The organism is Nostoc sp. CHAB 5836 (assembly GCF_020829445.1).
Taxonomy (GTDB): domain Bacteria; phylum Cyanobacteriota; class Cyanobacteriia; order Cyanobacteriales; family Nostocaceae; genus Nostoc.
Genome location: NZ_JAIVFV010000150.1, coordinates 1 through 16562, shown reverse-complemented (window position 1 = coordinate 16562; position 16562 = coordinate 1). Strand labels below are relative to the sequence as shown.

Below are 16562 nucleotides of genomic sequence, written 5' to 3'. Positions count from 1 at the left end.
CCGTACCAGTGTTATTCTACTACAATCAAGATTCACTTTTATTTTGGTTCTCCCTAACCCCACCTAAAATGTAAACATTTCCAAGTATTTTTAGGTGGGGACTGCGGGAGAACATTTCTGTTCAAAACTCCCAGCTTGATTAAAATGTCCAAAGAATTCGCAATTGGTAGTAAAGTCCGTGTCGTGGCGCTACCAGCCTACGTGAAAACTGCTGAACCTATGCCTATGCTGCGCCCCCCCAACGTAATTCACATTGGCGAAGAAGGTATAGTCATTGACCGCCGTCCCGGTGGATATTGGGGTATTCGCTTCCCTAAGGGAGCCTTTCTTCTAGATAGTCAATACATCGAAAGCACAGATACCCTTCCCGAATCTCACTTAGAGTGAGATTTCTCGCAACCAAGAATTGTAAACTTGTGTAAAGTTGTGATTCTGGTTTGCACCATGATTTCCCGCCGCACTTTTTTAAGCATATTATTTGCCAGCTGTATGTCTGTCATCAGCTGGCTGAATTTTACCCCTGCTGCTGATGCTCTTGGTGGTAAACTTCCTGCAATTAATCAACCCGCACCAGAGTTTACTTTACCAACCAACACAGGTGATGGCAAAATATCCCTCTCTGACTTTCGCGGTAAATGGCTAGTCCTCTATTTTTACCCCAAAGATTTCACCTCTGGTTGTACTATCGAGGCTCGTCGTTTTCAGCAAGATTTACCCCAATACCTCGAAAAAAACGCTCAAATTATTGGCGTTAGTGCTGATGACATTGATTCTCACGCCAAATTTTGTGATTCAGAGGGACTAAAATTCCCTTTGTTGGCTGACACTGATGGTTCAGTCAGTAAAGCTTACGGTTCGTGGCTCGGCTTTTTATCTATGCGCCACAGTTTTATCATCGATCCTCAAGGCGTCTTGCGCGAGACTTTTGTCAAAGTCAACCCAACCATTCATAGTTCAGAAGTACTGGCACGACTAGAAAAATTACAGTCCACAGCTTCTTAAACCTCAATTACAGGACTTACGCAAAATCATGAAAAAACGAACCGCAAACGCGTTCTGACAATTCAGGTCATCTGGAAAACCTCTCTCTAAATCTCTCTCCTAAAAGGAGAGAGACTTTGAATTTCCCCCTTCCCGCATCGGGAAGGGGGTTAGGTTTTTGGTAGACTTTTCCACATAACCTGAAAAGTCAGCATTCGCGTTAGCGTCTCCCCCTGGGAGAAGGACGCAAAGGAACAAGGGTTTCAGAGAGTTTTTGCGTAAGTCCTAAATTAATCAGACAAGGGGCTTAAGCCCCTTGTTTTTTTTAACGCACAATAAACCCATATTTTTTGAGTACAGTTTTGGCTTGACTGCCAGATAGAAACTGCACAAATTCCTTGGCAGCAGAAGTATTTTTACTGCTTTTAATTATTGCTACCGGATAGACAATGGGTGAATGAAACTTCTTATCAGCAGCAACTACGACTTTTACCTTGTTGGAAATTTTGGCATCAGTGGCATAAACTAAACCCGCTTCGGCGTTACCACTTTCTACTGCTGCCAAAACTTGACGCACGTTGTTAGCAAAGACCAATTTTGACTTGACCTGATCATAAAGTTGCAATTTCTTTAAGACTTGCTCCCCATATTCACCGGCGGGTACACTTCTGGGTTCCGCGATCGCAATTTTCTTAATCTTGCTGTCTGTTAAATTGGAGAAACTAGTGATGCCAACAACATCCTGAGCCACAATCAAGACTAAACGGTTATTTGCCAGGTTAGTACGGCTACCTGGTAGCAATAGTCCTTTTTCTTCCAAGGCATCCACTTGCTTTTTGCCAGCAGAAATAAAGATATCTGCTGGCGCACCTTGCTCAATCTGTTGCTGCAAAGCACCAGAAGCGCCAAAATTATAACTAATATTGATATTTGATTTACTTTGTTGGTATAAAGGCTTAATTTCTTCCAGCGCCTCCTTTAAACTGGCGGCTGCGGACACGAGTATGCTGGTGTTTGATTGTGCGATTACAAGAGAAGGAATCACCAACGGTAAACCAATTGCCAGGAGCAAGCCTGCAACTGCTATACCTAGAAAGCCAATAATTTGTCTTCTTTTCATAGAAAAGCTGCAATATAGGTTTTTTCCGAAAACTGATGCTAGATAAAATCGTACCATCTATACCAACATATAACCAATTATGTCGGTAAAACTCTGCCTAGAAAAGAACAAGGGTGGCAATACGGTTCGGTTAACGTTTTAATCTTTTGAAGAACCCTCAACCTCACCTTAAAAAGGCTTGCTAATAACCCTCTTATACACTCTTAAAAGAAGGTTATTTGAGAGGTGAAGATATCTCAATCGAACCGTATTGCTTACGCCCCGATGATGGGATATTTTTTAACTGGAAGTCCCTAATTTGTAGTAATTCAATGGACACACAGCAAGCATTAAATTTTCGTTGCAAGTACCTTTTAGTAGGAAGTTGCGACGATTTCATAAGTAGCATTTTTGTGTTTTTCGCTACTTGAATGCGTATTTATAGTGTTTTTTTATAATTTTTTTTTATTTATAACAGAAGCATTTTATGTTTTGATTAATTTATACTTTCTTAAAAAAATTTTCGTTTACTAGGGGATTCTATTGACAAAAGCCGCAAAATGCTTAAAAATTCTTCTGGGAACGTAAAATATTTTTAGGTCAAATATTTATAAACAATTTGATCTTGATTAGTTTCTCAGAATTATAGAGTTGCAGCCTCTTGCAGTAACTCTAGCGTCTGCATGGCAACAAAAATGTATGTTAATTAGGACTTAGGCACACTCTACGAGTTGTCGCCACTCTTCTCTGCGAGACGCTGCGCGAAGGCGTCTTAGTAGTTAGATAAATTAAACTTTTTAGCAATTTTTGCCTAAGTCATGGCTAATAATCGATTCTGGCGATAATAAAATTTCAACACCGGTTATTAAAGCTTTGAGGAGATTGAAAACTACATGAAAAAGCAATTCTTACAGAAGTGGAGTATTTCTAAATCTGGGTTGCGGTTTTTAATCATCATTATATTAGTAACAGGGGTATTTTTTCGGTTTGTCAATCTTGACAAAAAACTTTATTGGGGTGATGAAGTTTTCTCCTCATTACGCATATCTGGCTATATGCAGTCAGAAATGAATGAGCAGTTAATAAATGGTCGTTTGACCAGCATAGAAGATTTGCAGAAATACCAGTTCCCTAATGGGCAAAAAAACACAATTGATACAATTAAAGGGATTATTTTAGAAGACTCACAGATTTTGCCGCTATACATTTTGATGACCCGGTTTTGGGTAGAATGGTTTGGCAATTCTGTAGCAGTGACAAGAAGTTTTTCAGCATTTATTAGTTTGCTGACTTTTCCTTGTATTTATTGGCTATGTCAAGAATTATTTAAGTCTTCACTAATCGGATGGGTAGCGATCGCTTTGGTAGCCGTTTCACCTATTCATCTCGTGTATGCGCAAGAAGCACGAGCATACAGTTTAGGTATAGTAACCATTTTACTATCGAGCGCAGCACTGCTGCGAGCCATGCGCCTTAAAACAAAAGTTAGTTGGTGCATTTATGCTGCAACATTATCACTAGGATTTTATACTCATCTATTTTTTGCCCTGGTTGCTTTTGCACAAGGAATTTATGTAGTTATAATCGAACGCTTCCGATTGAGTAAAACATCGATATCTTACCTGTTATCATCGCTTGCGGGGTTTATAACTTTTGTGCCTTGGATTTGGATTATTATTACCAACCTCCAGCCAGAAGCAGTAGCTTGGGCGAATCCTAAACAAACATTATTTGAGTCAATAACAAGGTGGGCTGGTATCTTTAGTCGTGGGTTTCTTGATTTAGGTATTAGCCCTAGCGACTCGGAAGAACATAAGATTGCCTTAATTCCTTTTATTTTAATTATCTTAGCTCTAATCAGCTACTCAATTTATGTTCTCTGTCGAAGAACCTCTAAAAAAGTTTGGTTATTTGTCTTAACCTTAATTGGGTCTGTAGCACTTCCCCTGCTGTTAGTGGATTTCGTCTTTCAAAAGCGATACGGTACTAGTCGATATACACTTCCCTCAATTTTAGGCATACAGTTAGCTGTTGCTTACCTATTTACTACTAAGCTCACGTCTATTTCTAGTACAGTTGGGCAAAAAAAGCTCTGGTCACTTGTAGTGTTTATGGTAATTATGGCAGGAGTTATATCTTGTATGCTCAACTCTCAAGCTGAGATTTGGTGGAACAAATTCCCTGCACAATACCAGCAATATCCAAAAATTGCTCACATTATTAGTCAAAGTAATAAGCCACTTTTAATTAGTGATTCTAGTATAATCCCATCAATACAAATGCTTGGTCACTTAGTTGATCCAAAAGTGCAATTTCAACTGGTAGATGTAAATCATTTACCAGAGATTACTAATGGCTTTAGTGATATATTCTTGTTCGATTCCTCTGACTTATTAAAAAGTAAGATTGGGGAAATTTATCACTCAAGATTACAGAAGATAAACGACCTTCTTTGGAAACTAACAAATTCAACCCAAATATTTTAATCATATTTCAATTTTAAATCTTCTGCAAAAAATTAAAAAAGCTGAAGCTTTTTTAGTCGGTGTTTATCATACTTTGTTAAGGTTTTGAGGTAATTAAAAACCGCATGAGAAAGCAATTCTTAAAGAAGTGGCTTATTTCTAAATATTGGCTACGTTTTTCAATCATGATTTTATTAGTAATAGGTGTGTTTTTTCGCTTCGTCAATCTGGACAAAAAAGTATATTGGGCTGATGAGGTTTACTCATCACTACGCATCTCTGGGTATATGCGTTCAGAAATGGATGAGCAGTTACGGAATGGTCGTTTAATCAGTATAGAAGATTTGCGGAAATACCAATTTCCTAATTCGGAAAAAACCACAATTGATACAATTAAAGGGTTGGCATTAGAAGAATCTCAGGTTGTACCGCTATATTTTGTCATAGTCAGGTTTTGGGTAGACTGGTTTGGCAATTCTGTAGCAGTAACCAGAAGTTTTTCAGCCTTCATTAGTTTGCTGACCTTTCCTTGTCTTTATTGGCTATGCCAAGAGTTATTTAAGTCTTCACTAATAGGGTGGATAGCTATGGCGTTGGTAGCTGTTTCACCTGTTCATGTTCTGTATGCACAAGAAGCACGAGCTTACAGTTTATGGATAGTGGCTATTTTACTATCTAGCGCATCACTGCTGCGAGCTATGCGTCTTCAAACAAATGTTAATTGGTTCATTTATGCAGCAACATTATCACTAGGATTTTACAGTCAATTATTTTTTAGCTTTGTCGCTCTGGCACAGGGAATTTATGTAGTTACAATCGAACGTTTCAAATTAAGTAAAACATCGGTATCTTACCTGCTATCATCGATTGCAGGGTTTATGACTTTCGTCCCTTGGATTTGGATTATTATTATCAACCCAACTCCTGAAGGAGTAAATTGGACAAATACTAAACAAACATTATTTGAGTCAACGACAAGGTGGGCTGGGATTATTAGCCGTGCGTTTATTGATTTAGGTATTAGCCCTAGTGACTCAGGGGAAGTTAAGATTGCATTAATTCCTTGTATTTTAATGGTTTTAATTCTAATTATCTACTCAATTTATGTTCTCTGTCGAAGAACTCCTAAAGAAGTTTGGCTATTTGTTTTAACCTTGATTGGGTCTGTAGGTCTTCCTTTAATGATGTTGGATTTTATCTTTCAAAAGCGATATGGGACTACTAGATACTTACTTCCATCTATTTTAGGTTTAGAGTTAGCGGTTGCTTACCTGTTTACCATTAAAATCACATCTATTTCCAGTAAGATTTGGAAAGCAAAGCTTTGGTCACTTGTAATATTCTTGGTAATTATGAGCGGACTTATATCCTCTATGCTCAGTTCTCAAGCCCAGATGTGGTGGAACAAAATGCCTGAGTTAAACCAAGAATATCCCCAAGTCGCTCAGATAATTACCGAAGCTGATAAACCACTTTTGATCAGTGATGCTTACACAACTAATATCCAAGTAATTGGCCATTTAGTTGATCAAAATGTCGAGTTTCAACTTGTAGATAAAAATCAATTACCAAAGATTACTAATGGCTTTAGTGACATATTCTTGTTCATGCCTTCTGATTTCTTAAAAGCTGGAGTTGAGAAAGTTTATAACTCTAAGTTACAGCAGATAAACGAGCTTCTCTGGAAAGTTACAAAATCCACTTAAGCAGAGCGGCGTAATTAAAGATGACTGGTGATGGCTGTCATTTGTCCTTAGTCATTCGTCATTGGTAAGGGTTTTAAGCCTATTTACGTTTTGTCACATAGTTTGATTTCTTTTCACTGACTTACTTAAGTAGAGCGGCGTAAATAATTAAAGGTTTGTGATGTTGGCGTAGCGTCGGTTGGGTAATCCTCCTTGAGTAAGGTGGCTTTCAATACTGCTCGGTTAAGGAAGGAAAGTAGGCTGAAACCCTTGAAATCTCGTTGTCTCTAATGCCCAAAAGAGGCTTAACCGAGCAGTATTGAGGTGGCTTTAACCTTAAGTCCAGTATCAGTTGTCGTCCCTCGAATCAAAGACAACATTCGTTGTAGCGATCGTAGGGGCACAGCAGCCCAGTTGAGAGAGATGAAGCTAAATAATCGATGCTCAATCGGATTCCACTTTGAGGCACCAGGGGGGCAGTGACACACCATCACCGATGATGCCAAAGCGGTCAGACAAAGACTCTTGCAGTCGCTTTTTCCAGTTGCATAGTAATTATCCATAGTTCCAAATTGCATAGTCAAATATAGTCAGACATCTGCAATCTAGCTTTAAGCAACTCTACCTTCAGCATGGACACGCTTAAATAGTGGAGTTATCCGCCTTGGATGTACTACCAGACACCCCCTATCCCTTAAAATAGATTTGAGACAATCAAACCCTTCAGGATTACTTTTTCTGCCGATATTAAACGAGGCGTTCACGTCGGCATGAATCTTCAAACCATTTTTACTGATATACCACGCACGTTCGACACGTCTTCCTGAGAAGATGTGCTTTACCTTATTGTTAGGGTCATAAGTTGGGATAATGTCCCAATCAATAAAAGAACTCTTGCTAGTGTAAGATTCCTCTCCTTTGCTTACGGTGATGCCGACTCGTTCTAATTTATAAGTCAGCATCTCGATAAATTTAGCGTGTGGTATTTGAGTAAAGTTCTGATTTGTGCGTTTCCCTAAATTAAGATGTGTTTTCCATTGTTCGTTTTTCCCGATTGATACGTGAGTAACACCAAAAGATAGAAATTCATCCACAATCCTAAATGTGGACTGATGCAAATATGAATCTACAAAATAATTCCGATTACGAACAATGTTTGCAATTCGCCTCGACTTGCCTTTGCCATTAGGTAGAAACCCTCGAAACTTAGCAATTTGCTGATTGTAAAATTGGTTTACTGATTTTAATGGCTTTCCATTTACAATAATTGGTTGTATGGTTAGGTCGTTGAAAACAATCGTTGCTAGATTATCTAAGCCAATGTCTATTGCCGCATTTAACTGAGGATTCAAGCTGCAAAAGAACTCACTTGTTTGAAGAATTTCATAAACTACTTCGATAACAAAACATCCAGTTTTTGGAATAATTCGTACTTCACATAAGTCATCAAACTTTAGTCCGGGTTTTACGGGAATCCTGATTGGTGACATTGATGGAACAATGCAACCCTTGCCAAATTCTCTTTTACCAATTGCTTGATTATTGAATTTAACTAGGTTTTTATCATCAACATAATTAGGTGGTTTTGGTCTACCTGTGAATTTACTTGAATCAAGTTTGTAAGCTGCCAATGCCTTGTAGTAAGCAATCCAGGCATCTGCATTCTGCTTTAATACCAGTTGGGCTACTTTTGCAGGTAAGGCTTTGTAGTTCTCGTTTTGTTTAAATAAAGTATCTAACCTGGCTTGGGTTTGAGTTTCCCACCCATAGAAAAATCCCTGACGTTGGGTGAATTGAGCAGTGTTGTAAAGCTGCCGGGAAATAGTAGTAATGTCACTACAGTAATCAAACCAGTTGTGTCCTTCTTTGATTATGTGCTTTTCTACTTGACGCATATTTATACTGCCCTTCTCTACGAGAGGCTACGCCAACGGCTACGCTCAGAAACCGCGACATTGTAAGTATTGATCAACTTTGACAATGAAATTAGTATATCACTAACCGATATATTAAAATATGCTTGACTATAAAACTTAATTAATCTCCCGGAGAATTTAAGGCTTCTACAATTTTTTCTGTTTTACGTTTTGCCCTGCGCTGACCATACAATCGCGCTGCAAAGCTGGTAATTATCGCCACTAAATCTTGCATCAATTCATCACGTCCATTGTCGGCTAAATTAACAATCTCTAGATTTACTCCTAGTCTTCTAAGTAAAATATCTATGTAATGTGTACCAAATCTCCCTAATCTATCTTTATGTTCGACTAGCAAGATATCATAATCATCTTTAAGTAAAAGCCTCTCTAGTTTCTTGCGATTGTCATTTAGACCGCTCCCTATTTCTTTGACGATATAGACAATCTGATATCCTTTGGCAATTGCATATTGATTTAACCTCTCGGCTTGCCTATCTAAGTTATCTCTATTTTCAGCACTTGATACCCTGGCATAAATTGCAACCCTAACAACACCCCCTGATGTTTTTTTTGGGTCGTAATCAACAATTACCGTACCTGTGGGAAGTTGCTCTGTTGGATATGGTATTTTACCTGCCTTGTAGTGTCGCCAAGCAGTAAGGTACGAAATCCCCAAGGTTTTAGCATAATCAGACAATTTCATTACTCTTCGACTTTTAGACTATATCTGACTATGCTAGACTATATTTTCTTGAAAGTTTTCTAATACCTAAAAGTGTGAAGTTATTTCTTAACAACCCCTTAGCCAGTTAGCTTTAATTGCGCCGACCTACTAATACTCAATTCCAGGTTGCGCTTTTACACCTTGATCGCGGAAAGGGTGCTTAACTAAGGTCATTTCCGTTACTAAGTCAGCACACTCAATTAAAGCTGGTGGTGCGCCTCTACCTGTGAGAATAACGTGTTTGTTAGCTGGTTTTTCGGCTAAACCTGCTAAAACGTCCTCTACTGGTAAATAACCCATTTTGAGGGCGATATTGATTTCGTCTAACAACACCAGATGAAAGTCTGGGTTCCGGATATATTCTAATGATTTTTCCCATGCGGCGCTGGCTTTGTCCAGATCGCGATCGCGATCTTGAGTTTCCCAGGTGAAGCCTTCGCCCATTGCGTGAAATTCTATCTGGTCTTCCCAAGAACTAAAAACCCTTTTCTCGGAAGGTTCCCAGCTACCTTTGATGAATTGGACGATCGCTACTTTATACCCGTGACCGAGCGATCGCAACACCATCCCCAAAGCCGCAGTGGTTTTACCCTTACCGTTACCAGTATTTACAATAATTAATCCTTTTTCCGGTACAGCTTCTGCTATGCGCTTGTCTTGCACTTCTTTCCGTCGCTGCATCTTTTTGCGGTACTGTTCATCACTCAGAGATGAAGACATTACCTCATCAATCAAGCGCCCAATCTCTTGGTCTAGGTTCAATTCTTGTGGTGTGTCGTTTTTCATCAAGCTTGTATACAAATAACAGTTAAAAGTGTTGATAATGAACCAAAATCGTCTTAATTATTCAATTTTACTTCAATCACTTGATTGGAAATGTCGAGTAAGTTTTCATGTGAAATATTAATAGTGTCTTAGCTTTATTAACATGATTTGCAGACAAGCATGGAAATATATATGATATACAAGTTGAAATTATAATTTGAGTTTACTATTACTATTTTAAATAATTTAATATGTTCATTCAAGCACTTTCCTAGTAAAAATTTGTCACTATCCCCTTTGGTACAGTCATCAGTTAGACTACCAACCAAGGGATTGGTTGAAATGGCAGAGGTATGATGTCTGATATCAAGAGTTGTGCATTTATAAGGGAAATGCTGAAAACCCGTGAGAAGCAGGACACGCAAGTGTCCGAACTTCATACTTCAGGCACGGGATGAAAGCAAGTCACAAGCCTTTAGGCTTAAGTCAATTTTGTTGATGAACATGGTAAAATACTCAAATCAGTACAAGATTTAAAAACCTACCCCCGGACTGGGGGAAAGTCTACGCCCAAAAAACTCTTGAGGAGATATGACTACGCCCTGTAGGGCAAACGTGGTCAGCCTGGGAACCTGAGAAATCAGGATATTAAGAGCGTAATCTCTTAAGAATCTCCGTACCTTTAGGTCGGAGAGTGTCAACTTTTTACAATTTGTGTTGCTTGATCATACTAACTAGAAATAGGGGAGTCAGTTTTTTTAACGTAGACGCTTCGGCTTGCCGCAGGCTACCGCAAACGCGAGTGCGTCTCGTAAGAGTTGGACGTAAAGAGAAGAAAGAAATGCTTAACCCAAGTGTATTGACTCATAACCCAGATGCCGAGCTAAAGGCATCTGGGTTTTTACAAAGTGTCCTTATCTGCGGTTGGCGTAAAAGTTACGCACTTTTGGAAAGATGAGAGATTTCGTAATGACGGGAAAATTTAAGTCAACTCCAGCCCACCTTGATAACCAGTAACAATCCGGCTACCATCTTTGAGAACATGAACTTCAATCTGGTCACTGGCCCAAGTAATCTGGTCTTGGAAAGCTGGGTTTAACACTCGAACCCGTTGATTGCTAGAAGAAACTGGAGAGTTGGGAGAATTAATTGCCAGAGATTGCACAAAAGGCCCGTCAATCAGGATATCAAGTTGTTCTAACAATGCTTGAGAACCTGGTGGCGCGGATGGTGACTCTAGCTGCTTAAGAGTGAACCCAGTAAAAGACATTACATTTAACCCAGCAGCTTTTACCTTCCGGGCTAAAGATGCTAGTGCAGTTGCTTGCCAAAACGGTTCTCCACCAGAAAATGTTACACCCTGATTGCGAGGATTGCTGAGGATATTTTTGGCAAGGGTATCAACAGCAATCAATTGGTTAGCCTCAAATGACCAGGAGTCAGGATTAAAGCAGCCAGGACACTCACGAAGACAACCTTGTACCCAGACGACTGCACGACAACCAGGGCCGTTAACTTCTGAGTGATCAACGTAACCCATAATATTGAGATAGCCAGGGGGAATTTCCATGAGTGCTAACGATGGGTCAGTTGGCTTAATTTCCATCTCTTTAACTCCTTATAGTCGTTGCCTGTTAACTGTTAACTATAGCGAGTCTCTAGTTATATAACCGTGCCAATGGTCATATAAGTAAGTCGGTGAGAATAAACCAGACTAGGTTAATTAATGTAAAAAATATTGATAAAAATTCACCAACAGATAAATTGTTAGAGTGAAGTTAGTTGCCCAACTAGTATTGACTGTCTCATAGATAGATAAAATAGATGACTCAACAAACTTCTAGAATTTGTATCCTTGGCGGAGGCTTTGGTGGTCTATACACAGCCCTGCGTTTAAGCCAATTACCTTGGGAATCTACGCAAAAACCTGAAATTGTTCTGGTAGATCAAAGCGATCGCTTCCTATTTTCTCCTTTACTTTACGAATTACTCACTGGCGAACTGCAAACGTGGGAAATTGCCCCACCTTTTGAAGAAATTTTACAAGGTACTGGGGTGCGTTTTTATCAAGGGGTTGTGTCTGGAATTGACATCGACCAGCAACGGGTAAACTTACACCAAGGCCCGGAAATCCCTTACGATCGCTTAGTACTGGCCCTAGGAGGTGAGACACCACTAGATTTAGTGTCAGGTGCAACATCTTACGCTTACCCATTCCGTACAATCTCGGATGCCTATCGTTTGGAAGAACGTCTGCGATTTTTAGAAGAATCGGATGCTGATAAAATTCGGGTGGCGATCGTCGGGGGTGGTTACAGTGGCGTAGAGTTAGCCTGCAAGTTAGCCGACAGACTAGGTGAAAGAGGACGCTTTCGGATCGTTGAAATCGCTGACCAAATTTTGCGAACTTCCCCAGAGTTTAACCGCGAAGCAGCAAAGAAAGCAATAGAAGCGCGTGGCGTGTTTCTTGATTTAGAAACCAAAGTGGAATCAATAGAGCAAAATACCATTTCCCTAGAGTACAAAAACCAGTTAGACACAATTCCGGTAGATTTGGTAATTTGGACTGTGGGAACTAGAGTTGCGCCCGTAGTGAAATCCCTTTCTCTCAAGCAAAACGAGCGTGGTCAAATTACCACTACATCTAATCTACAAGTCCTTGATCATCCAGAAATCTTTGCCTTGGGGGATTTAGCAGACTGTCATGATGCTGAAGGACAACAAGTCCCTGCTACTGCACAAGCTGCTTTTCAACAAGCTGATTATACTGCTTGGAATATTTGGGCAACTCTGACTAATCGCCCCCTCCTTCCCTTCCACTATCAACAGTTAGGAGAAATGATGGCATTAGGAATAGACAACGCCACTCTCACTGGTTTGGGAATTAAATTAGATGGGCCTTTGGCATACGTAGCCCGACGTGTTGCCTATTTATATAGGTTGCCAACTTTAGACCATCAACTCAAAGTTGGTTTTAATTGGTTAGTCCGTCCTATCGTAGAAACACTTTCTCGGTAAGTAAGTAGGTCGGCGCAATTAAAGATAACTGGTGATGGCTGTCATTTGTCCTTAGTCATTTGTCATTGGTAAAGGTTTTAAGTCTATTTACGTTTCGTTACATAGTTTAATTTATTTTCATCCGCTTACTTAAGTTGGTAGAGAATAAACAATAAACTTAGTACAGATGCAGCGTAAAATCGTGGTGAATTGAGGGTTGAAATTTAAACGCATAGGCGCAACTCTACCAGACGCACTCGCGTTCGCCGAACCGCAGGGTAGGGGCGCAAAGGGAAGCGCATAGGCGCTTCGCCTTCCCGTAGGGTAGGAACGCAAAGAGAATTCGCTATGAATTTATGAAATATTGTACTTAGTCCTTTGTTATTAGTTAGTTCCCCAGTCCCCAGTCCCAATTTCAAATGTCCAAACTTTGATGCAACAACCGAAAGTTATTTTTTTAGATGCTGTGGGCACACTTTTCGATGTTAAAGGCAGTGTGGGTAAAGTTTATAGTCAGATAGCCCAGGAATTTGGCGTTACGGTTTCAGCCGAAACATTAAACACAACCTTCATCCAAAGCTTTAAAGCAGCGCCGCCGCCGATATTTCCAGATGCAGAACTGCAAGATATTCCCCAGCGCGAGTTTGATTGGTGGCGGATAATTGCCCTGAACACTTTTGAAGGTGCAGGTGTTCTCAAGGAATTTTCTGACTTTTCGGCTTTTTTTAGCGAACTTTACATCCACTTTGGCACTGGTGAACCGTGGTTTGTCTATCCTGATGTGTTACCAGCTTTAGTTAACTGGCGGCGGTTGGGAGTTACCTTGGGGGTGTTGTCCAATTTCGATTCTCGGGTTTACTCAGTATTGCAAAGTTTAGGATTAAGAGAGTTTTTTACCTCCGTCACTATTTCTACCCAGGTACGTGCAGCTAAACCCGATCCTCAAATTTTTGCCATTGCTTTAGACAAACATAAATGCTCGCCAGAGGCAGCATGGCATATTGGCGATAGCATTGTAGAAGACTACCACGGAGCTAAAGCAGCTGGACTCAGAGGCGTTTGGATCAACCGTGGTAAGTAGAGCGACGCAAATAAAGCTAACTAGCTAAGGCTGTCATTTGTCATTTGTCCTTAGTCATTTATAAGGCAATACGGTTCAGTTAAGCATTTCTTTCTTCTCTTTGCGTCCTTGGCGTCCTTCTCCCTTGGCGCTAGCCTCTCCCTTTGGGAGAAGGGGAGACGCTAACGCCAAGGCGGTTCGTAAAAAAAATTGACTTTGGCAAAGAATTTTAGCCTTAACCCAAGCGTATTGATTTATAAGGGTTTAAGGTGTATTTACGTTTCATAATATAGTTTGGTTTATTCTTGCCGACTTACTTACAGCGATTTTCAGGTAAATGAACCACAATTATGAGACCTAACCCCCAGCCCCTTCCCTACCTCTCCCTAACCCTCTCCTACAAGGAGAGGGAAGCGGAAAAACTTTTGTTGCTGTCAGGGGAGAAAATCAAAGCCTCTCTCCTACGAGGAGAGAGGAATGGAAGTGAGGTCTATTTGTGGTTCAAATACATGAAAACTGCTGTAAATGAGGGAAATACTTTAACACTCCCACGGCTATGAAAACGAGCAAAAGAGATGTTTTCATCGCCGTGGAATTCTTGACTCAATGATTCCACTTAGCGAAAGTTGATTTCTAAATTCGATTCAGCAACGCCAAATTTTTAAAGTGGAATCCAATCCAGTCTATCAATCCACTCTTCTGCCTCATTCGCTTCCCAAATCAAATAAATTGTTTCTGCCCAAATACTGAGGTTCCCACTGGAACGCAACCAAACTAGTCCCTAGATATGTCCTCCATCTCCCCAGTGTTCTTCCAGATGTTCGGGCATACTTTTGCGGTTGTCTGTAATCAACATTCGTTGAGATAATTCCAGGTAGCGCAGGATATCTGGATCAAGCGTACCTAATAGCGGTGCTTCGGAATCGCCTACGCGCAGAATATCTATTGCTGGATTGAGGCGCAAAACAGATGTCTTCAGCTTGGGCGACAAGTTTTCATCAAGGAGAAAACGTACCTTCACCGAGAGTTTAGCAACTCCTGATCACGTTGGGCCTTTAATGCTCTTAAACGTTGCATCAAAGGTGAAGGATTAGCTAATGATTTTTGATAGCGCTGTTCTCGCCACTTTGCTAGCCGCAACATATAAGCATCTATTTCAACACGATTATGCAGATAGTAGGTAAGCGTAGCGTAAATTTTCTCCAAATTCAGGGAAGGTAATTCTTCTAGAATTTGCTCTGGTGAATATCCTTGCAAGTAATATTGAATCACATTATCAATACCAATGCGATGGCCTTTGATACGGATGTCATCTGGGTCTAAAAACTCAAAATAATCTTCTAGTTGCATTCATCTACCTCTCCAGGATCTTTTAACATTAATTCGTAATTGAATTCTATAATGACGAATTGCGTTAGCGAGTGCGTGAGCTTCATTATCAATATAGAGGTGAAATTGGAACCAACACTCCTAGCAGTTAAAATCGCTCTACCAAAGATCAGTAAGAGTCACTGCATTACTGTTACCTATTAACTTGGTTCGCCTCGACTCTCGCACTAATCGAATAGTCATGCTAGTTGGAGACACAATACAAATAGAGATACTTCCAAGTGGAGAGGTACTAATCGAATGACAACACCAAATTATGAATCATTGACAGAACAAGAATTACGCGATTACGTGCGGCGGAATCCTAAAGATGAAGACGCATTCCAGCACTACTTGAACATTATTCGCTCTCGCCCCAGTGTGCTTTGTACCACCGATGAGGAGTTTGAAGTAGAATTGCAAAAGCGAATTAATTCTTCACCTCAACAAACTTAAGTCCCACACTTTTGCAAAGTCTGCCGCGAAAATATTCCCCGTGGCAGACTTTGTGCAAATGCGCTCCCGGAATGGGAGGATATTTGGGTAAAAGTATGACTATTCTAGCGATCGCCTAATAAATTCTCCAGTCAAATGCTCAATGCCCAATTCCCAATGCCCAATGCTGCCCCAACCCTCGTATGATCAACATATCAGGAAAACATAACAGCCAGATTTTTACCGCAAAACATGGGCAGTATTTGGGAAATCGATTTCTACTCCCGTCCGATTTTGGACGCTAATCAGAAAAAAATTTGGGAAGTCTTAGTCTGCGAAAGCCCCTTGGATATCGGTACAAAAACAGATTCTTTGTTTCGCTATGCTCAATATTGTCCCAGTACCCAGGTAAATTCGGGCTGGTTGCGGACAGCATTGCAGGAGGCTATTAATCAAGCTGGAAAAGCACCAATCAAAACCCGCTTTTTCCGCCGCCAAATGAACAATATGATTACTAAAGCCTGTCAAGATTTGGGTATTCCCGCCCAGCCTAGCCGCCGCACTTTGGTTCTCAACCAATGGTTAGAACAGCGCATGGAAGAAGTGTATCCTCAAGAACCAGGGTATCAAGGAGGGACTAATCCCTCAGTCCGCTTAGAGAAACCTTTGCCGCAACGTTTACCAGATGCTTTGGAAGGACAGCAGTGGGTATTTGTGACTTTAGATGCTACGGATTTGGCAGAGATGCCAGAGTGGGAAATTGGCTTTGGTGAAGCTTTCCCTTTAGAGTTGGCGCAAGTTTCACCCGAAGCCCGTATTCCTGGTATTTTGATTTTCTCACCAAGAGCCTTGCCTTTGGCGGGTTGGATGTCTGGTTTGGAGTTGGCTTTCTTGAGATTTGATACCAGTGAAGAGGCAAGATTGCTTTTAGAAACTGGTGTAACTGAAAGCTGGATTGTAGCAAATATCAAAAAATCATCAGCGTCTCCTTACAGTTGCCATTTGAAACCACAGATCAACGCTGATGGACGCAGTTAATTATCCCAAATCATTGCCATGTCTCA

Annotated in this window: 14 protein-coding genes and 2 pseudogenes; 8 read left to right on the top strand and 8 right to left on the bottom strand. The window is 40.4% G+C overall.

The features are described 5' to 3' along the window. The first annotated feature begins 144 nt into the window (after window positions 1–144). On the top strand, window positions 145–387 hold the full coding sequence (gene sipA / locus LC605_RS24210) for a regulatory protein SipA (protein WP_229550057.1): 243 nt from the start codon (window positions 145–147) through the stop codon (window positions 385–387). Window positions 388–444: 57 nt separating this feature from the next. After that, window positions 445–1002 (top strand): peroxiredoxin, encoded by a 558-nt coding sequence (locus LC605_RS24205; RefSeq protein ID WP_229550056.1) that lies wholly within the window; start codon window positions 445–447, stop codon window positions 1000–1002. A 304-nt stretch (window positions 1003–1306) separates the two neighbouring features. Here the strand turns inward: LC605_RS24205 and modA are convergent, their stop codons facing one another. Next, window positions 1307–2101: a molybdate ABC transporter substrate-binding protein gene (gene modA, locus LC605_RS24200; protein ID WP_229550055.1), complete on the bottom strand. Its 795-nt coding sequence runs from the start codon at window positions 2099–2101 to the stop codon at window positions 1307–1309. 872 nt (window positions 2102–2973) lie between these two features. Here modA and LC605_RS24195 point away from each other — a divergent pair. Beyond that, complete coding sequence (locus LC605_RS24195; RefSeq protein ID WP_229550054.1) at window positions 2974–4566, top strand: glycosyltransferase family 39 protein; 1593 nt, start codon at window positions 2974–2976, stop codon at window positions 4564–4566. Between the two features lie 164 nt (window positions 4567–4730). Continuing rightward, window positions 4731–6251: a glycosyltransferase family 39 protein gene (locus LC605_RS24190; protein ID WP_229550053.1), complete on the top strand. Its 1521-nt coding sequence runs from the start codon at window positions 4731–4733 to the stop codon at window positions 6249–6251. A gap of 305 nt (window positions 6252–6556) precedes the next feature. Here the strand turns inward: LC605_RS24190 and LC605_RS24185 are convergent. From LC605_RS24185 to LC605_RS24165, 5 genes and pseudogenes are all read right to left on the bottom strand, one after another. Next, a pseudogene (locus LC605_RS24185) lies at window positions 6557–6727 on the bottom strand (ISAzo13 family transposase); the annotation flags it as partial. 114 nt (window positions 6728–6841) lie between these two features. Next, window positions 6842–8125, bottom strand: a complete 1284-nt coding sequence (locus tag LC605_RS24180) for a transposase (protein ID WP_229550052.1) — start codon at window positions 8123–8125, stop codon at window positions 6842–6844. A 142-nt stretch (window positions 8126–8267) separates the two neighbouring features. Beyond that, window positions 8268–8852 (bottom strand): IS607 family transposase, encoded by a 585-nt coding sequence (locus tag LC605_RS24175; protein WP_229550051.1) that lies wholly within the window; start codon window positions 8850–8852, stop codon window positions 8268–8270. A gap of 129 nt (window positions 8853–8981) precedes the next feature. Continuing rightward, on the bottom strand, window positions 8982–9659 hold the full coding sequence (cobO, locus tag LC605_RS24170) for a cob(I)yrinic acid a,c-diamide adenosyltransferase (protein ID WP_229550050.1): 678 nt from the start codon (window positions 9657–9659) through the stop codon (window positions 8982–8984). Window positions 9660–10620: 961 nt separating this feature from the next. Next, entirely contained in the window at window positions 10621–11244 is a 624-nt protein-coding gene (locus tag LC605_RS24165; protein WP_229550049.1) for a 4Fe-4S single cluster domain-containing protein, read from the bottom strand. Window positions 11245–11462: 218 nt separating this feature from the next. Between LC605_RS24165 and LC605_RS24160 the strand changes: the two genes are divergently transcribed. Continuing rightward, window positions 11463–12656 (top strand): NAD(P)/FAD-dependent oxidoreductase, encoded by a 1194-nt coding sequence (locus tag LC605_RS24160; protein WP_229550048.1) that lies wholly within the window; start codon window positions 11463–11465, stop codon window positions 12654–12656. 412 nt (window positions 12657–13068) lie between these two features. After that, window positions 13069–13716 (top strand): HAD family hydrolase, encoded by a 648-nt coding sequence (locus tag LC605_RS24155; RefSeq protein ID WP_229550047.1) that lies wholly within the window; start codon window positions 13069–13071, stop codon window positions 13714–13716. A gap of 760 nt (window positions 13717–14476) precedes the next feature. Here LC605_RS24155 and LC605_RS24150 read toward each other — a convergent pair. Together LC605_RS24150 and LC605_RS24145 are read right to left on the bottom strand one after the other, a co-directional pair. After that, entirely contained in the window at window positions 14477–14716 is a 240-nt protein-coding gene (locus LC605_RS24150) for a DUF5615 family PIN-like protein (protein WP_229550046.1), read from the bottom strand. After that, window positions 14713–15045, bottom strand: a complete 333-nt coding sequence (locus LC605_RS24145) for a DUF433 domain-containing protein (RefSeq protein WP_229550045.1) — start codon at window positions 15043–15045, stop codon at window positions 14713–14715. The genes LC605_RS24150 and LC605_RS24145 overlap by 4 nt, the downstream gene beginning before the upstream one ends. Before the next feature lie 279 nt (window positions 15046–15324). On the opposite strand from LC605_RS24145, the gene LC605_RS24140 reads away from it, so the two are divergent. Further along, window positions 15325–15519 (top strand): hypothetical protein, encoded by a 195-nt coding sequence (locus tag LC605_RS24140; protein ID WP_229550044.1) that lies wholly within the window; start codon window positions 15325–15327, stop codon window positions 15517–15519. 231 nt (window positions 15520–15750) lie between these two features. Continuing rightward, window positions 15751–16470, top strand: a pseudogene (locus LC605_RS24135) (Tab2/Atab2 family RNA-binding protein); the annotation flags it as partial. Window positions 16471–16562: the final 92 nt, after the last annotated feature.